A 17,399-nucleotide genomic window follows, 5' to 3' on the forward strand; every position below is an offset into this window, starting at 1 on the left:
GGGGAGCGGCACGGGCGGCCGGTCGCGGGCCGCCCGCGGCTGTGCGGTGTCGATCACCCGGTTCACGGTGCCGTGCGGCGCCGGCCCGCCGCATCGGACCGGCGTGGACATCCGCCGGGGCACGGGCCGACCGCGGATGTAGACCCCTGGTCGGATGCCCGCGAGAAGGACGCGTGGTTACGCTCTGATCATGCAGGTCGCATCCCCTCCGCTGCTGAGACGGCTGCCGCCCGGGGCGTGGGTGGTCCTCGCCTGGTGCGGGGGAACGGTGTTCACGTTCCTGATGCGGATGCGGCTGCCCGGCGAGTGGATGTACAGCGAGCGCCCCTCCCCGCAGCTCTTCCAACCGCACGGGCTGGCCTTCTTCGCGGTGGCCACCGCCCTGACGCTGGCGGGCGGCGTCCTGCTGCGCCGCAGGCCGCTGCCCTCCCTGGTCCTGCTGCTCGCCGCGGCCGTCCTCGGGACGGTGCCCCTGGGCGTGGGGGAGATCCCGTTGCCCCAGTTCATCGCGGCCGAGGTCGCGGTGTTCTTCATCGCCGCCGAGCGCCCACGCGCGACCGGCGTCGCCGCCGTCGTCACGGCCCTCGCGGTGCTCGCCGGTTTTCTGCTCACGCGGCTGCTGTACGGCTGGCCGATCGGCACCTCCACTGAGCTCGCCGTGGCTCTGACGACCGTCATCGCCTGGCTGCTCGGCAACTCGGCACGCGAGTCCCGGGCGCACGCCGAGGAGCTGCGCGCCCGCGCGGCGACCCAGGCCGTCACCGACGAGCGGCTCAGGATCGCCCGTGAGCTGCACGACATGGTCGCGCACAGCATCGGCGTCATCGCGCTGCAGGCCGGTGCCGCGCGGCGGGTCATCGACACGCAGCCGGAGCGGGCGCGGGACGCCCTCGGGGAGATCGAGACGGCCGGCCGCCAGACATTGTCCGGGCTGCGCCGGATGCTCGGCGCGTTGCGGAGCCACGATCCGGAGCGGCCCGCGCCGGTGGTACTCCCGCCACCGGGGCCGCCGGAGCCGGCGCGTCCGGAATCGGGCTGCCCGGGACAGGCGCTCGGCCTCGCCGACGTCGACCGGCTGGCCGCCACGACCACACAGGCGGGCGTACGGGTCGACGTACGCCGGCTGGGGGAGCCGCGTCCGCTGCCGCCCGAGATCGACGTGGCGGCCTACCGCGTCGTCCAGGAGGCCGTCACCAACGTGCTGCGTCACGCCGGTACGGCGTCCTGCCGGGTCTCGATCGACTACCGGGACGACGAGGTGCGCGTCGAGGTGCTCGACGACGGGCGCGGCGGCGACGCCGGGGACGGCTACGGCCTGCTCGGGATGCGTGAGCGGGTCGGCGTCCTGCACGGGACCCTCGCGGCCGGGCCGCGTCCCGGGGGAGGCTTCCGCGTCGCGGCCCGGCTGCCCGTGCCCGAGGGAGTCCGGTGACCGTCCGCGTGCTGCTCGCCGACGACCAGCCCCTGGTCCGCGCCGCCCTGCAGATGGTCATCGCCGAGGCGCCCGATCTCGACCTGGCGGGGGAGGCAGGCACCGGCGAGGAGGCGGTGCGGATGACCGAGGACACCGGCCCCGACGTGGTGGTCATGGACATCCGCATGCCCGGCATGGGCGGCATCGAGGCCACCCGGCTGATCACCGCGGGCCGCGGCGCCCAGGTCCTCGTTCTCACGACCTTCGACGACGACGAGTACGTCTACGGCGCGCTGCGCGCGGGGGCGTCCGGGTTCCTCGTCAAGGACATGGCCCTGGACGACATCCTCGCGGCGATCCGGGTGGTGGCCGCCGGTGACGCGCTGATCGATCCGCGCGTCACCCGCAGGCTGATCGGGGATTTCGCCGCCCGCCCCGCGCCCGGGCCGCGACCTCGGCGGGTCGCCGGGCTCACCGAGCGGGAGACCGAGGTGCTCACCCTCGTCGGGCGCGGCCTGTCCAACGCGGAGATCGCCGCCGAGCTGTTCATCAGCGCCGCCACCGTCAAGACGTACGTGACCAGGCTGCTCGCGAAGCTCGACGCCCGCGACCGCGTGCGACTGGTCATCATGGCCTACGAGACGGGCCTCGTGACCCCGACCCCTTGAACCGCGAACGCGGGAAACACCGAGCGAGCCGGAGGGGCGCGCCGCCGGTCTGGACTGAGGAGCGAGTGGGGAGCGAGGGACGAGCGACTCCGAGCGACGAGGGCCGTGTTCCCGCGCGCCTCCGGCACGACCGGCGGAAAAGAGCGCCCCGATGAGCGAAGCGGGAAACACAGAAACACAGCGGCCCGGCGGGGGAGTTTCCCCTCGCCGGGCCGCTTCGTGCCGGTCGTTCAGGCGTCCGTCAGTGGAGCTCCTTGCGGTCGCCGCCGCCGACGCCCGCGTGCTCCTCCTCGTGGGCCTCCTCGTGGTGGCCGTCGGTGAGCGGGACCCGGTCGGTGCCGTACGCCTCGCTCATCTTGGTGCGGAGCCGGCCGAGGGCGCTGCGGGCGCCCTTGGGCGGGATGCCCTCGCCGTCCTCGGCGGCCGTGAGAACCGGGATCTCCTTCTTGCCGCGCATGTGCTCGGCGATGTCCTCCGCGGCCGGTGTGTGGACCTCGATGTACTGGCCGTTCGGCAGCCGCTTGATGACGCCGGACTCCACCCCGTGGGACAGCACTTCGGCGTCCTTGCGCTGGAGGCCGAGGCACATCCGGTAGGTGATCCAGTACGCGATGGCCGGGCCGACGAAGACGGCGATCCGCCCGAACCAGGTCGTCGTGTACAGGTCGATGTGGAAGTTCGCCGAGATCTCGTCGTTGGCGCCCAGCAGCCACAGGATGCCGTAGAACGTGATGCCCGCGATGCCGATCGAGGTGCGGTGCGGGTTGTTGCGCGGCCGGTCGCACACGTGGTGCTCGCGGCGGTCGCCCGTGACCCACTGTTCCAGGAACGGATACAGCGCCAGGCCCGTCATGACGATGCCCAGTGGCACGAGCGCCGGGATCAGCACGCTCAGCGTCACCGTGTGTCCGAGGAAGTTGATCTCCCAGGCCGGCATGAGGCGGAGCGCACCCTCCAGGAATCCCATGTACCAGTCCGGCTGCGATCCCGCCGAGATGTCCGCCGGCGTGTACGGCCCGAACAGCCAGATCGGGTTGATCTGGGCGAACGCGCCGAGCAGTGCGATGACCCCGAACGTGAAGAGGAAGAACGCGCCCGACTTGATCATGAACGCCGGGTAGAACGGAGCGCCGACAACGTTCTTCTCGGTCCTGTTCTTGCCCGGCATCTGCGTGTGCTTCTGCACCCACATCAGGATCATGTGGGCCGAGATGAGCGCGAGCAGGATGCCCGGGATCAGCAGGATGTGGAGCGTGTAGAACCGCGGGATGATGTCGTGGCCCGGATACTCGCCCCCGAACAGGAAGAACGAGACGTACGTGCCCACGATCGGGATCGACTGGGCCACGCCCTGGGTGATCCGCAGACCCGCGCCTGAGAGCAGGTCGTCGGGGAGGGAGTAACCGGTGAGACCCTCGATGAGCGCGAGCGACAGCAGCAGGATGCCGATGATCCAGTTGAGCTCACGCGGCTTGCGGTACGCACCGGTGAAGAAGATCCGGAGCATGTGCACCGTCATGCCGGCCACGAACAGCAGCGCCGCCCAGTGGTGGATCTGCCGCATGAGCAGACCGCCACGGACGTCGAAGCTGATGTGCAGCGCCGAGGCGTAGGCCTCCGACATGTGCACGCCGTACAGCGGGGCGTAGCTGCCCGTGTACGGGACCTCGCTCATGCTCGGCTTGAACCAGAACGTCAGGAACGTACCGGTCAGCAGCAGGATGACGAACGAGTAGAGCGCGATCTCCCCCAGGAGGAACGACCAGTGGTCGGGGAAGATCTTCCTCAGGTTGCGCTTGAGGAAGTTCCCCGCACCGATCCGGTCGTCGACGAAGGTCGAGACGCCTGCGATGGCCTTCGGGGGAGCGTTCATGATGCGTTCTCCCTAACTTCGGCTTCCGCGTCGCCACGCTCCCAGAAGCTGGGACCGACGGGGACCTTGAAGTCGGACTTCGCGACGAGGTAGCCCTCCTCGTCGATACCGATGGGGAGCTGCGGCAGCGGACGGGCGGCGGGGCCGAAGATGACCTTCGCTCCGTCCGCGGCGTCGAAGGTCGACTGGTGACACGGGCAGAGGATGTGGTGCGTCGTCTGCTCGTACAGCGCCGCGGGGCAGCCCACGTGGGTGCAGATCTTGGAGTAGGCGACGATGCCGTCGTGGGTCCAGTTCAGGTTCGTGCCGGACTTGAGCTCCTCCGGACGGAACTTGAGCAGGATCAGCGTCGCCTTGGCCAGCGCGTTCAGGTCCTCTTCGTAGCCTTCGGGGACCACGGAGAGGATGCCGCCCGGCGAGTTGAAGTCGGCCGCGCGGATCGGCTGGCCGGTGCCCTCGACGACGAGGCGGCGCGGCTTGCCGTCCTTGGTGGGCTCGCCCCAGGCGGTGTGCCTGAGCGCGGTCCCGGGGAGCGGGCCGAGGTCCTTCAGCAGCACCAGCGGGGCCAGGCCCAGCGGAGCGGCGGCCAGCAGCAGCGTGCGGCGCAGCAGCCGGTGCTTGACGAACCCGCTCTCCTCGGCGCCCTGGAGGAAGGTCTCCTTGACGTACCCGCGCGCCTCGTCGTCGGAGCGCATCTCGTGGCGCTCCTGGATGAGGTTGTACTTCGGCATGATCTGCCGCACCCACACCGTGAGACCCGCGCCCAGCGAGAGCAGGGCCAGGGCCAGGGTGCCGCCGAGTGCGAGGTTCGACGTGGCCGTCTTGTCGATCGTGCCGACCTGGAAGATCACGTACGACGCGACGAACCCGGCGCCGGCCAGGAAGGCGACCAGGAACAGCAGCGCGACGAGGCGCTCGGCCTTGCGGGCCTTGACGGGGTCCTGCGGGATCACGCCGGGAACGCCCTCGGGCGCGCGGATCGGGTCGGTGTCGGCGATCGGCGCGTCGGCGGGCGGCGTGCCGATGACGCGACTCGGCACCCGTCCGCTCTCGGGGTACTCGTTCTGCTCTGTCATGCCGCCCGTCGCTTCTTCGCTGTGATCCAGATAGAGGCCAGGACCAGGAGGCTGATACCCGCGATCCACGCTACAAGGCCCTCGGTGACGGGTCCGATACGGCCCAGCCCCGAGCCGCCGGGGTCGACCTGCGACCGCACGTGGGTGATGTACGCGATCATGTCGCGCTTCTGCTCCGGCGTGATCGTGGAGTCGTTGAACACCGGCATCGCCTGCGGGCCGGTGACCATCGCCTCGTAGATCTGCGTCGGCGTCGCCGGGTTCAGCGGGGGCGCGTACTTGCCGTAGGTCAGCGCGCCGCCGGCGCCCACGAAGTTGTGGCACTGGATGCAGTTGGCGCGGAAGAGCTCGCCGCCCTTGGCGGGGTCGCCCTTGGCCGGGTCGACCTGCTCGGCGCTGGGCACCGTCGGGCCGCCGCCCAGCGACTGGACGTACGCCGCGAGCTGGTTGATGGCCACGTCGGTCGCCCACTCCGGGCGCGGCTTGCGCGGAGCCTGGGGACCCGCGTCGGCGGCCGGCATGCGGCCGCTGCTCACCTGGAAGTCCACGGCGGCGGCTCCGACGCCGATGAGCGTCGGAGCCTTCTTGGTGCCCTCGGCGTTCATGCCGTGGCAGCTCGCGCAGTGCGCCACGAACAGGCTCTTGCCCTGCGCCACGTCGTCGGCCTTGCCGGACGCGATCGCGGCGTCCGCGGTGCTGCCGTTCGGCGCCGCGAGCGCGTAGCCGCCGCCGAGCAGGCCCAGCGCGAGTGCCACGACGGCGACACGCGCGAGGGGATGGCGCCGTCGGGCGGTGATGGAGTTCACCGAAATCCCCGTTCCGATCATTTGATGATGTAGATGGTCGCGAAAAGGCCGATCCAGACCACGTCGACGAAGTGCCAGTAGTAGGACACGACGATCGCGCTGGTCTGCTGCTCATACGTCAAGCGCTTCGCGGCGTACGTGCGTCCCAGGATGAACAGGAACGCGATCAGACCACCCGTCACGTGCAAGCCATGGAAGCCCGTGGTCAGGTAGAACACCGAGTCGTACGGGGAGTGCGAGAGGACGTGGCCCTCACGCGCCAGGTTCCCGTACTCGTAAAGCTGTCCGCCCACGAAGAAGGCGCCCATCAGGAAGCTTACGACATACCAGAATCGCAGCTTCTTGACCTGGCCTCGCTCCACAGCCCACACGCCCAGCTGGCACGTGACACTCGACAGGACCAGAACGGTCGTGTTGAAGGTCGCGAACGGGACTTCGAGGTGCGCCTCGGGCCAGTGCGTGCCCTGTCCGAGGCTGACCGACCGGATGGTGAAGTACATCGCGAACAGCGCCGCGAAGAACATGAGCTCAGAGGACAACCACACGATGGTGCCGACCTGAACCAGGTTCGGCCGGCTGGACCCGTGCGGTCTCGTCGTCGTAGTAATTGCGGATGCTGTCGCCACGCCCAGCATTATTGCGGCTCCCCAGGTCGGGTCGCCCCACGACCCCCCGCTAGGGTCCACCCGCGCTCACGAAACGGGCATGTCACGGCAATCGCCCCGGGGCTGCGAGTCCTGCAGCCACGCCGGTAGCATCACGATGACCATACCCCGCGATTCGACAGTGAGCGTGAAATGAGGGTTCTCGTCTACAGCGACGATGCAGGCACCCGGGAGAAGGTGCGGCTGGCCATCGGGCGGCGCCCCGCCGCGGACGTGCCCCTCGTCGAGATCGTCGAGTGCGCGACCCAGCCGGCCGTGATCAAGCATCTCGACTCCGGTGACATCGACGTCGCCGTCCTCGACGGCGAGGCGCAGCCGGCCGGCGGAATGGGGGTCAGCCGGCAGGCCAAGGACGAGGTGCACAACTGCCCCCCGATCCTGCTGCTCATCGCCCGCAGGGATGACCGCTGGCTGGCCAACTGGTCCCGCGCCGACGCCGTCGTCGCGCAGCCCATCGACCCCGTCGTCCTCGCCGAGGCCGTGGCCGACCTCATGCGGCGCCGACTCAGCCTCACCCAGGCGCACTGAGACCGGGCGCACTGAGACCGGGCGCACTGAGACCGGGCGCACTGAGACCGGGCGCACCGGCATCGGGCGCACCGGCATCGGGCGCACCGGCACCGGGCACCCGCCGGGCGCCACGGCACCGGGCGTGTGCCGGGTTCCGGCGCCGCGCCCGGCCCTGCGCGTACAGGTACCGGAACCCACAGCGGTGCCGGGGCCCACAGCGGCGCCGGCGCCCGTCTCGGACCGGGTCCACCGGACGCCGGCTCACCGGACCCCGGTACCCGGGACCCTGGTGACCGGACCCTGGTGACCGGACCCGGTCAGCCGCGCTCCGGCCCGCACGTCACCGGGGCCACCAACGAACGGGGCGTCCGAACCGCCCGGGCGCACACCGCGCCACACCATCCGCCGACCCGACCGCACATCGACCCCGCGGAGCCCACCATGGACACGCGCACCACCTGGCCCTCGACGTTGAACGCCCTGCTCGCGGGGGAGAACCTGACGGCCGACGAGACGGCCTGGGTAATGGGGGAGATCATGTCGGGGGCGGCGACCCCGGCGCAGATCGCCGCCTTCGCCGTCGCCCTGCGGGCCAAGGGCGAGACCGTCGCCGAGGTGACGGGCCTCGTCCGCACCATGTTCGAGCGCGCCACCCCGCTCACGGTGGAGGGGCCGGTGCTCGACATCGTCGGCACCGGCGGCGACCGGGCGCACACCGTCAACGTCTCGACGATGGCCGCTATCGTCGCGGCGGCGGCCGGGGCGCGGGTCGTCAAGCACGGCAACCGGGCGGCCTCCTCTCTGTGCGGCGCGGCCGACGTGCTGGAGCACCTCGGCGTCGCCCTCGACCTCGCGCCGGAGGCCACGGCCAGGGTCGCGGTGGAGGCGGGCATCGCCTTCTGTTTCGCGCCCGTCTATCACCCCGCGCTGCGGTTCACCGGCCCGCCGCGCAAGGAGATCGGCGTGCCGACGGTGTTCAACTTCGTCGGGCCGCTGGCCAACCCCGCGCGCCCCGCCGCCCAGGCCATCGGCGTGTTCGACGCGCGCATGCTGCCGGTCATGGCCGGCGTCTTCGCCGAGCGCGGCGTGTCGGCGCTCGTCTTCCGGGGCGACGACGGCCTGGACGAGCTGTCCACCGCGGCTCCGTCGGCGGTCTTCGTCGTCCGGGACGGCACCGCCACCCAGACGACGGTCGACCCGGCCGACTTCGGCATCCCCCGGTCCCAGCCGGGCGACCTGCGCGGCGGCGACGTCGAGTTCAACGCGGCGGCGGTCCGCGACCTGCTGGGCGGCAAGACCGGGCCGGTGCGCGACGCGGTGCTGCTGAACGCGGCGGCCGGGCTGGTCGCCTACGACGGCCCGGGCGACGACCTGGTCGGCGACCTGCGCGCGGCGTACGCCCGCGCGGCCGAGGCGGTCGACTCGGGCAGGGCGGCGCAGACGCTGGAGCGCTGGGTCGAGATCAGCCGCGCGCTCGGCGGCAAGGCCTGATCGTCTTCAGGTCCGGTTCGCCTCCACCGCTGGAGGGATCAGGCGTCCTCCTTCATGGGGACGTGCCGGGTTCGGCCCGAGCCGTACCGTTCCCGCCATGATGCGCCTGTCCGCCCTTCGCGTCATCCACCGCTGGGCCGCGTTCGCCCGTGCCGGGATGGCCCTGTTCGCCGCCGGTCTCCGCGGTGTGCCCCACGCCGGTTCCCGCTCTGGCGCGGTCGTCTCCCCGGGACCGGACCGCGGCAGTGGCGGCCGGTCGTTCCCGGCGGCGGGCGCCCCGGGCGGGCGCCCCGGACGCGCCTATGACGACGCCGACGAGGACGACGTCCTCGTCCGGGAGCGCCTGCGGATCGCCTCGGAGTTGCACGACCTGGTGGCGCACGACCTGAGCGTGATGACGCTCGGCGTGGGAGCGGGCCGCGTGATCATGGACAAGGACCCGGAACGTGCGCGGCAGACCTTCCGCGAGGCCGAGGAGTCGGGGCGGCGGGTCCTGTCCGATCTGCGCCGGATGATGGGCCTGCTGCGCATGGACGGGCAGCGGCGCGGCCCCCAGCCGGGCCTGGGGGACCTGCCCTGCCTGCTCGACGACTTCCGCGCGAGCGGGCTCGCCGTCTCCCTCAAGGAGGCCGGCATCCGGGGCAGCGGCCCCACTCTGGAGTTGTCGGCCTACCGCATCGTGGAGGAGGCGCTGGGCAACGCCCTGTGGTACGGCATGGCCCGCACGGCGACCGTCACGCTGCGGTGGCTGCCCGCCGTCCTGGAGGTCGTCGTCCACGACGACGGGCTGCCCCGCGACCGGCTCATCAGCACCTGGGAGCGGGCGGCGTTGTTCGGCGGCTCGGTCGCCGCGCACCCGTTACCCGGCGGGTTCGAGGTCCGCGTCCGGCTGCTGCGCCCGGCCTGATCGCCGGATCAGTCCGCGTCGGCGAGGCCGATGGAGAAGGCCGCCTCCAGGTCGTGGCGGGAGTAGGTGCGGAAGGCGATGTGCGTCTCGGTGTGGCGCACGCCGGGCACCTTGTTGACGCGGCCGGGCACGACCTCGGCCACCTCCTCGTACCGGCCGACCCTGACCATGGCCAGCAGGTCGAACTCTCCGGTGATCGAGTACACCTCGCTGACGCCGGCGATCTCGGCGATGGCCTCGGCGACCTCGGGGATCCGGTCGACATCCGCCTTGATGTGGACGATCGCGGTGACCATGCGCGTCTCTCCTGCTGTTCCCGGCTTCGGCTTGTCGCCCCAGAGACTAGCGTCACCGCAGCGGCCGTCCCTCACGGCGGTCGCTCCGCTGGTGCCGGTAGGCGCGCTCGATGCGCTCGATCAGCCGCCCCGCGCCGTACGCGGGGAGACTCCAGGCGCCGTCCACCTGGACGAGGCGCACGCCGGGGGAGTCGAGCCAGCGCAGCACGCACTCGGTCTCCTCGGCGCTCGCGGCCGGTGTCGGGCCGGGACCGGGGACGACGGTCTCCGCGGTGGCGACCAGCGCGTCCACGTAGGGAGTGGGATGAGCGCCCCGGGGCATCACCCCGGCCGCGGTGAGCCTGCCGTACCGGATGACGTGGATGTCCCAGCCGCCGTCGAAGGCGGGGCTGGCCGCGACCATCTGCGGGATGCCCGTGAGGGAGCGCAGGCGCTGCATGCGCGCGGCGGTCCTGACGTAGGCCGCGAGCCGGTCGCGGTCGACGGCCGCCTCCTCGTATCGCTGCTCGGCCGAAAGGCGCCGCATGCGCGCCTCCATGGCGGAGAACACCGCCTCGGCGTCCTGCTCCATGGCGTGCCGGGCGCGGCGCACGTGCCGGGCGTAGCTCTCCTCGCTCTCGCGGCCCTCGCAGGGCGCGCCGCAGCGGCCGATCTCGGCGAGCGCGCAGGCGGGCCGTCGCACGCGGGCCGAGATCCGTTCGGTGCACTGCCGCAGCGGCAGCGCCTCGTGCATGGCCGTCCGCGCGTCGTCGGCCGTGCGGCTGCTGCCGAACGGGCCGAGATAGGCCGCCCCGTCGTCGCGGACCTCCCGCACGACGCTGAGCCGGGGGAACGGCTCGTCGGTCAGCTTGAGCCAGACCGCCCGCTCCGGGAAGCGGGACCGCCTGTTGTAGCGGGGCTTGGTCGCTCCGATCATCCGCAGCTCGCGGATCTCAGCCTCCAGCGCGGTGGCGCAGACGATCGTCCTGACCCGCTCGGCGATGCCGACCATCTCGCGGATGCGCGAACGGGTCTCGCTCGCGGTGAAGTAGCTGCGCACGCGGTTGCGCAGGTTGGAGCTCTTCCCGATGTAGAGCGCCTCGCCCCTGGCGTCCTCGAAGACGTAGACGCCCGGCGCGCCGGGCACCCCGTCGGCCAGGTGGCGCTTGCGCTGCTGCTCCGGGGTGGGGGCGCGCACGAAGCCGCGCAGGTCCTCCAGCGTGTGCACACCGAGCGAGCCGACCCGCGCGATGAGGCCGTGCAGCACGTCGACCGTGGCCCTCGCGTCGGCCAGCGCCCGGTGGCAGGGCTCGGTGGAGCTGCGGAAGATCCGGGCGAGGGTGGCGAGCTTGCAGTTGGGGGTCTCGTCGCGGGTCAGCACCCGGCGTGCGAGGTCGGCCGTGTCCACCACCGGGTTGGCCGGGGGCGGATACCCGTTGGCCTGGCACGCCGCCTTCAGGAACGACATGTCGAACGGCGCGTTGTGCGCCACCAGCGCCGTCCCGGCGACGAACTCCAGGAAGCTCGGCAGCACCTCCGAGAACTTCGGCGCGGCCACGACCATCGCGTCGGTGATGCCGGTCAGCACGGAGATGAACGGGGGGATCGGTCCGCCCGGGTCGACCAGCGTGGCGAACTCGCCGATCACCTCGCCGCCGCGCACCTTCACCGCGCCGATCTCGGTGATGGCGTGTTCCGCGGCCGAGCCGCCGGTGGTCTCCAGGTCGAAGACGACGAACGTCACCTCCCGCAGGGGAGTGCCGAGCTCGTCCAGCGTGCCCTGTACCGCATCCACGCCCAAGACCATAGAGACGCCGACCGACAATTGCCGTACCGGCCCCATGCGACGGTAAAGGAACGGCCAGGTGGGGAGCTACGCGGACGCCGCCCCGGCGTGCCATTCGCGGGCCAGCATCGCGTAGATCAGCTCGTCGCTCCACGCGCCGGCGAAGAACTCGTTCTCCACCAGGTGGGCCTCCTTGCGCATGCCGAGCCGCTCCATCAGGCGGGCGGAGGCGGTGTTGCGCGCGTCGCAGTTGCCGTGGACGCGGTGCAGCCCGAGACCCTCGAACCCGATGCGCAGGATCTCGCGGGCCGCCTCGGTGGCCAGTCCGCGGCCCTGGCAGGCCGGATTGAAGACGAAGCCGATCTCGCCCTGGCGGTGCTCACGGCTGCGCAGGAACAGCGTGAGATCGCCGATCACCGGCCCTCCGCCGGCCAGTGCGGCGGCCACGCTGAGCACGTCGCCGTCCTCCCCGAGCGACGCGCACGCGATCTTCCGGTCGAGCGCGGCCTTCGTCTCCTCCCGCGTACGGGCGTCCCAGTACAGGTGTCTGGTCACCTCCGGCAGGGAGTGGAAGGCGTGCAGGTCGTCGAGGTCGGCCTCGGCGAAGGGGCGCAGGACCAGCCGGGGGGTCGTGATCGGGTACGGCGGGGTGAACACGCCGCCAAGCGTACGGACGGGTGCCGGGCGCCCGCCAACGGGTCGTCCGCGCCGGGCCGCACCGCCGGCGGCCCGGTGACAGATCATGAACGCGGCATGGACACGGTGCGACGGCCGTACCCTTGGAAGGGACAAGAACAAGGGAGTGTCTCGCAGATCTTGCCGTGTGAGGGCGGCCCGGTGGGCGCGCCGCGAGGCTCACGTCTCGCGGCGGCGGGCATCGGGGGGCGTTCTCGCACTCGGGGGCGACAGCACCGCGAGGCGCCGCCGGGGCGACCGCAGTGGGCAGAAGATCTGTAGGACACGGCCGAGGAGCGACGAGATGAGTTCAGCCGGAGAAGGCCTGTCTCGTCCGTTGCCCGAGCAGGTCCGCTTACACGTGGTGGAGGTCGCGGCGCAGGTGCTGGGCTCGATGCCCGCCGCCGCCGTGCCGCCGCCGTTGCGCAACATCGCCAAGTTCGACCCACGCAAGCGCGCCCGACTGGGCAGCGCGCCCATCGCGGCCCAGCTGGAGAACGACAAGGAGTTCCGCGAGCGGGTGGCCGAGACGCTGGAGGCGGCCTGGCCCGAGCTGGTGACGAGCCTGGCCGAGGGTACGGTGCCCCCCGCGGCCGAGCCGGTGCTGGTCGCGGCGGCGGCCTACCTGACCCGTCCGCCCGGCTGGCCGGACCTGGTCGAGCAGGCGCGGGCCGACCTGGAGCAGGCCGCCGCGGCGGGCAGCCAGCGGGAGCAGGCGGAGACGCGGCTGCGCGAGCAGCTCGCGGCGCAGCGAGCCTCCGCCAAGGAGGAGATCGACCGGGTGCGCGAGCAGCTCAAGGCGGCCCGCGCGGAGAACTCCGACCTGCGGCGCAAGCTGCACGAGGCCCGTGAGCGGGTCAGGGCCGCCGAGACCAGGGCGGCCGAGCTGGAGGCGGAGACGGCCGAGGCGCGGGCCAGGGTCGCGAGCGCCAACGGCGCGGCCGAGACCGAGCTGCGCCGGCTCAAGGAACGCCTGGCGGACGCCGAGCGCCAGCTGGAGGCGAGCCGCAGGGCCGCCCGCGAGGGCCGCAGCATCGAGGACGCCCGGGTCCGGGTGCTGCTGGACGCGCTGCAGGACACCGCCGCGGGGCTGCGCAAGGAGCTCGGCCTGCCCACGACGATCAGCAGGCCGGCCGACTACGTGACCGCCGTCGTGCCGGGCGAGCCGGGCGTGACGGCCGTGCCCGCGCGGGCGCTGGCCAACGACGACCCCCAGCTGCTCGACCAGCTCCTGGCCCTCCCTCACCTGCACCTGATCGTCGACGGCTACAACGTGACCAAGACCGGCTACCCCTCGCTGACCCTCGCCGACCAGCGGGCCCGGCTGCTCACCGGGCTCGGCGGGCTCGCCGTCCAGACGCGGGCGGAGGTGACGTGCGTCTTCGACGGCGCCGAGCTGAACGGGCCCGTCCAGGTGTCCGCGCCGCGCGGGGTCCGGGTGATGTTCAGCGCGCCCGGGGAGATCGCCGACGACCTCATCCGCACGCTGGTGCGGGCGGAGCCGTCGGGGCGGGCGATCGCGGTCGTCTCCTCCGACCGGGAGGTGGCCGAGTCGGTGCGCCGCATGGGCGCGCGCCCGGTGCCCTCGCTCCTGCTGCTGCGCCGGCTCGGCCGCGGTTGAGCGCCCGTACGCACGCTCCGGACGCGCCTCGTCGCCCTGTGTCATGACCACGGCGAATACCTGCGACCAGGTTGAAGCTTCATGATCGCCTAGATAGAGTCGCGCGCAGGTTTCGTAGATCTAAAGGGGGCCTCAGTGCGAGGGCGTGTGCCGGTGGCCACCGGTTTGGCCGCCGTGGTCCTGCTGATGCCGGTGACGGGCGCGCAGGCGGATCCGAAGCCCACAGTCGCGCAGGCCAAGGCGAAGCTGAACAAGCTCAACGAGCAGGCCGACAAGCTCGTGGACCGCTACAACGCGGCCAACGAGAAGTGGAAGAAGGCGAGGCGGAAGTACCTCGCCGTCAACGAGGACTACAAGAAGCACAACGTCCGGGTGGAGGAGCTCCGCTCCGGGCTGGTCACGATGGCCGTCAACAGCTACCAGGTCGGCGAGATGGGCTCGTGGGGCGGCGTCTTCTACAGCTCGAATCCCGACTCCACGCTCAGCGGCCTCGCCACGCTCAACCACATCTCGGCCGAGCGCGCCGGGCGGCTCCGGGAGTACGAGAGCGCCATCCAGGGCCTCAAGGACCGCCGTGACCAGAGCAAGGCGTCCTACAACGAGGCCGCCGACGTCAGGAGCGAGCTCGCCGACGAGAAGGAGAAGGTCGACAAGCTCGTCAGGGAGCAGATGAAGCTGCTGCGCTCGCTCGGGACGTACAACCCGGGCAACCCGAACAGCGCCGGCATCGTCTACACCGGGCCGGCGTCGGGCAACGCGCTGGCGGCCCTTCAGTTCGCCTACAAGCAGGTCGGCAAGCCCTACCGCTACGGAGGCACCGGGCCGGACTCCTGGGACTGTTCGGGTCTCGTGCAGGCCGCCTGGTCGGCCGCGGGGGTGACCCTGCCCCGGACGAGCTACGAGCAGTGGGCCTGGGGCGCGAGCCGCAGGGTCTCGCTGGACGAGCTCCAGCCGGGCGATCTGCTCTGGCACGCCGGGTACGGGCACGTCGGCATCTACGCCGGCGACGGCAAGGTCGTCCACGCTCCGCAGACCGGAGATGTTGTGAAGATTGTCACACTTGCCGAGTATCACGCCATCGGCGCCGTCCGTCCCTGACGTCTCGCCCGCGCTGTGATGGTTGCGTCTGAAGTGACCGAACTCAGCCTCTGTGGCGGGACTGTGAGCAGAGTCACATTTAGCCATCCGTGCTGCGGGTAAGCTGCGGTTTCTTCTCCGCGGCCTTCGTTATCCGATCTTTATCCGGCGGCGGGGCTTTGCCGAACGCGCCGGGTCCTGGGTAGCTTCTGGGCCGCGGCGAGCACGCCTCGCCGCCGCGAACCGGTCCGGCCGGCCGGTAGCGCGAACAATTCCACCGTCATCGGCGCCCCCAACACCCCCTCGCGGGATCCCCGGCGCCGGTGGCCTGCCGAGTCCGTGCAGTCAGGAGGCACGGAGCCGGGGAACCATCGACCTTCACGCGAAGGTCCGGGGTGAATCGGCGCATCGCGCGCCGTAGGGCGACTTCCCCGCCCGAACCCGTCAGCTAACCCGGTAGGCGTTTGCGGAAGAGCCGAGGAGAGATCCTGTCTACCACCCCCGCTAGCCTGTCCCGTATTGCCCGAATTGCCCTTGGAAGTGCCGCTCTGACGGCATCCGTAGGGGTCGCCGGTGCGCATCCGGCGGCGGCCGACACGGTGACGGTCACGGTCGTCAAGACAGCCCCCGAGACGAAGACGGCCCCGAAGACGGCCACGGCGACCGGTGCGAACACCACCGCCCGCCAGGCCGCGGCGAAGAAGCAGGCGACGAAGAAGAAGTCCGCCGCCAAACGGAAGGTCAGCAGAAGCGCGCTCCAGCGGGCCAAGGCCCTGCGCGCGGTGCAGACCGCCAGGAAGCAGATCGGCGACCCCTATCGCTACGGGGCCACCGGACCGGGCGCGTTCGACTGCTCGGGCCTGGTCCAGTACGCCTGGCGCAAGGCGGGCGTACGGCTGCCGCGCACGACGTGGTCCATCCGCGGCGCGGTCAGGAAGAAGGTGTCCTGGGGGCACTTCGAGCCCGGTGACCTGATCTTCACCAGCGGCGGCGGTCACGTCGGCATGTACGTCGGGCACGGCAAGATGGTCCACGCTCCGCACAGCGGCACGCGGGTGCGGATCGACAAGCTGGACGCCTACCGGAGGAGCACCTTCGTGGGTGCCGTCCGTCCGGGCGTCTGAGGGCGCCGGTCACCAAGCCCCCTCGACCGGTGCCGTCCTTGCGGCCCCGTCCACCTCGCCGAGGTGGACGGGGCCGTGGCATGTGCTGGCTACCATGCACGGCGTGACTGTCACGAGCGGCGTGCCCGTAGTCGTGCCGGACGGCGTGCCGGGCGTGCGCGCCGAGGCCGACCGGCGCCGGCCCGCGAATCCGTCCCACGGAGTCCGTCCCCGCCGTGCCGCGGCCGTGGCCGTCGCGCTGGCCGCGCTGCTGGCCGGGCCGGAGGCCGCGGCCCCGCCCGATCCGCTGCTCGCCCTGCGGCTCGACGCCCGCGCCGCCGCGCGGGAGCATCCGGGCATGTGGACCGGTGCCTCCGTCGCCCGCGGCGCGCGCGCTGTCGTCGTCGGGTCGCCCCGGCCGCTGGTCGCCGAGATCGCCGCGCTGGCCGATCGCGCGGACCGTGCGGTGCGGAGGATCTGGGGCGGGTACGGCGGCGCGGTGGTCCTCGTGCCTCGCGGCGAGGAGCAGACCGCCGTGCTGGCCGCGCCGGCGAAGGTGGAGGGCCTGGCGGCCGTCGCCACCGGCGGCCGGGTGATCGTGCAGCCGGCCGCGTTCGCCCGCCTGTCCGCGACGGGCCGCCTGGTCGTCGTGACCCATGAGCTGACGCACGTCGCGACCGCCGGCCCCCGCGCCGTCCCGATGTGGCTCATGGAGGGCTTCGCCGACTACGTGGGCTACTTGGACAGCGGGCTGCCGGTCCGCACGGTGGCCGCCGAGCTGGCCGCCGACGTGGCCGCCGGCAGGCCGGCGCTGCGGGAGCTGCCGGGGCCCGGCGACTTCGCCGCCAGGCCCGCCCAGGCGTACGAGGAGGCGTGGCTGGCCTGCCGCTACATCGCCGCCCGGTTCGGCGAGCGGAGGCTGGTCGCCCTCTACCGCGCCGCGCGGCGCGAGGAGATCGGCGCCGCCCTGCGGGAGGTGCTCGGGCTGACCCCCGGCCGCCTGACCCTCGAATGGCGGGCGTACGCGCGCGGGCAGCTCGCCCGGTCCTGATCGGGTTTCGGCGGCGGGACCGCCGCGGCTGCGACAATGCCTTCTCGGGCGGCGCGGGCGGACCGCGCGTGGCACGCCGGGGGTGAGGATGACGAAGCGGACGCTGATCGTCACGAACGACTTCCCGCCCAGACCGGGCGGCATCCAGGCGTTCGTGCACGGCCTCGCCTCACGCAGGCCGCCCGGCTCGGTGGTCGTGTACGCCCCGCGCTGGAAGGGGTGCGAGGACTTCGACGCCCGCCAGCCGTACGAGGTGGTCCGTCACCCCTCCTCGCTGATGCTGCCGACGCGCTCGGTGGCGAGGAGGGCGGCGGCGCTGGTCGAGGACGGCGCCACCGTCGTGTTCGGCGCGGCGGCGCCGCTGGGGCTGCTCGCCCCCGCCCTGCGCGCCGCGGGCGCGG

Annotated in this window: 16 protein-coding genes, 1 pseudogene and 1 riboswitch; of the genes and pseudogenes, 10 read left to right on the forward strand and 7 right to left on the reverse strand. The window is 72.2% G+C overall.

Annotated features, from left to right (window positions below; genetic code table 11):
- Window positions 1-190 precede the first annotated feature (190 nt).
- Window positions 191-1,432 (forward strand): histidine kinase, encoded by a 1,242-nt coding sequence (locus AB0J39_RS29880; protein ID WP_363470708.1) that lies wholly within the window; start codon window positions 191-193, stop codon window positions 1,430-1,432.
- Window positions 1,429-2,082 (forward strand): response regulator transcription factor, encoded by a 654-nt coding sequence (locus AB0J39_RS29885; RefSeq protein ID WP_363470710.1) that lies wholly within the window; start codon window positions 1,429-1,431, stop codon window positions 2,080-2,082. Before AB0J39_RS29880 ends, AB0J39_RS29885 begins: the two co-directional genes overlap by 4 nt.
- 241 nt (window positions 2,083-2,323) lie before the next feature.
- Here AB0J39_RS29885 and AB0J39_RS29890 read toward each other — a convergent pair whose 3' ends face one another.
- The 4 genes from AB0J39_RS29890 to AB0J39_RS29905 are packed head-to-tail and all read right to left on the reverse strand — an operon-like array spanning window position 2,324 to window position 6,472.
- A complete protein-coding gene (locus AB0J39_RS29890; protein ID WP_363470713.1) occupies window positions 2,324-3,955 on the reverse strand; it encodes a ubiquinol-cytochrome c reductase cytochrome b subunit in 1,632 nt (543 codons plus the stop codon).
- Window positions 3,952-5,031: a Rieske (2Fe-2S) protein gene (locus AB0J39_RS29895; protein ID WP_363470716.1), complete on the reverse strand. Its 1,080-nt coding sequence runs from the start codon at window positions 5,029-5,031 to the stop codon at window positions 3,952-3,954. Before AB0J39_RS29895 ends, AB0J39_RS29890 begins: the two co-directional genes overlap by 4 nt.
- Complete coding sequence (locus AB0J39_RS29900; protein WP_363470718.1) at window positions 5,028-5,837, reverse strand: c-type cytochrome; 810 nt, start codon at window positions 5,835-5,837, stop codon at window positions 5,028-5,030. Before AB0J39_RS29900 ends, AB0J39_RS29895 begins: the two co-directional genes overlap by 4 nt.
- 17 nt (window positions 5,838-5,854) lie before the next feature.
- Entirely contained in the window at window positions 5,855-6,472 is a 618-nt protein-coding gene (locus tag AB0J39_RS29905; RefSeq protein ID WP_169978711.1) for a heme-copper oxidase subunit III, read from the reverse strand.
- 162 nt (window positions 6,473-6,634) lie between these two features.
- Between AB0J39_RS29905 and AB0J39_RS29910 the strand changes: the two genes are divergently transcribed.
- The 3 genes from AB0J39_RS29910 to AB0J39_RS29920 all read left to right on the forward strand — a co-directional run bounded on the left by AB0J39_RS29910 (window position 6,635) and on the right by AB0J39_RS29920 (window position 9,410).
- Window positions 6,635-7,030, forward strand: coding sequence for a response regulator transcription factor (locus AB0J39_RS29910; RefSeq protein WP_169978709.1), 396 nt, complete (start codon window positions 6,635-6,637; stop codon window positions 7,028-7,030).
- A gap of 423 nt (window positions 7,031-7,453) precedes the next feature.
- Complete coding sequence (trpD, locus tag AB0J39_RS29915) at window positions 7,454-8,503, forward strand: anthranilate phosphoribosyltransferase (protein ID WP_363470721.1); 1,050 nt, start codon at window positions 7,454-7,456, stop codon at window positions 8,501-8,503.
- 97 nt (window positions 8,504-8,600) lie between these two features.
- On the forward strand, window positions 8,601-9,410 hold the full coding sequence (locus tag AB0J39_RS29920) for a histidine kinase (RefSeq protein WP_363470724.1): 810 nt from the start codon (window positions 8,601-8,603) through the stop codon (window positions 9,408-9,410).
- 8 nt (window positions 9,411-9,418) lie between these two features.
- On the opposite strand, the gene AB0J39_RS29925 is transcribed toward AB0J39_RS29920, so the two are convergent.
- The 3 genes from AB0J39_RS29925 to AB0J39_RS29935 all read right to left on the reverse strand — a co-directional run bounded on the left by AB0J39_RS29925 (window position 9,419) and on the right by AB0J39_RS29935 (window position 12,128).
- Window positions 9,419-9,706 carry an Lrp/AsnC ligand binding domain-containing protein gene (locus AB0J39_RS29925; protein WP_346225710.1) on the reverse strand — a complete coding sequence of 96 codons (288 nt, stop codon included), beginning with the start codon at window positions 9,704-9,706 and terminating at the stop codon, window positions 9,419-9,421.
- A gap of 52 nt (window positions 9,707-9,758) precedes the next feature.
- Window positions 9,759-11,480, reverse strand: a complete 1,722-nt coding sequence (locus AB0J39_RS29930; protein WP_363470726.1) for a DEDD exonuclease domain-containing protein — start codon at window positions 11,478-11,480, stop codon at window positions 9,759-9,761.
- A 78-nt stretch (window positions 11,481-11,558) separates the two neighbouring features.
- Window positions 11,559-12,128 carry a GNAT family protein gene (locus tag AB0J39_RS29935; protein WP_363470729.1) on the reverse strand — a complete coding sequence of 190 codons (570 nt, stop codon included), beginning with the start codon at window positions 12,126-12,128 and terminating at the stop codon, window positions 11,559-11,561.
- Between the two features lie 322 nt (window positions 12,129-12,450).
- Between AB0J39_RS29935 and AB0J39_RS29940 the strand changes: the two genes are divergently transcribed.
- The 5 genes and pseudogenes from AB0J39_RS29940 to AB0J39_RS29960 all read left to right on the forward strand — a co-directional run.
- Complete coding sequence (locus tag AB0J39_RS29940; protein ID WP_363470732.1) at window positions 12,451-13,767, forward strand: NYN domain-containing protein; 1,317 nt, start codon at window positions 12,451-12,453, stop codon at window positions 13,765-13,767.
- 135 nt (window positions 13,768-13,902) lie between these two features.
- Window positions 13,903-14,865, forward strand: a complete 963-nt coding sequence (locus AB0J39_RS29945) for an NlpC/P60 family protein (RefSeq protein WP_363470733.1) — start codon at window positions 13,903-13,905, stop codon at window positions 14,863-14,865.
- A 298-nt stretch (window positions 14,866-15,163) separates the two neighbouring features.
- Window positions 15,164-15,322: riboswitch (cyclic di-AMP (ydaO/yuaA leader) on the forward strand.
- 121 nt (window positions 15,323-15,443) lie between these two features.
- On the forward strand, window positions 15,444-15,968 hold the full coding sequence (locus AB0J39_RS29950) for a C40 family peptidase (protein WP_363470736.1): 525 nt from the start codon (window positions 15,444-15,446) through the stop codon (window positions 15,966-15,968).
- Window positions 15,969-16,071: 103 nt separating this feature from the next.
- Window positions 16,072-16,998, forward strand: coding sequence for a hypothetical protein (locus tag AB0J39_RS29955; RefSeq protein WP_363470739.1), 927 nt, complete (start codon window positions 16,072-16,074; stop codon window positions 16,996-16,998).
- 88 nt (window positions 16,999-17,086) lie between these two features.
- Window positions 17,087-17,399: pseudogene (locus AB0J39_RS29960) on the forward strand (alpha-(1-2)-phosphatidylinositol mannosyltransferase); the annotation flags it as partial.

It is taken from the genome of Microbispora sp. NPDC049633, assembly GCF_040675265.1.
GTDB classification, from domain to species: domain Bacteria; phylum Actinomycetota; class Actinomycetes; order Streptosporangiales; family Streptosporangiaceae; genus Microbispora; species Microbispora maris.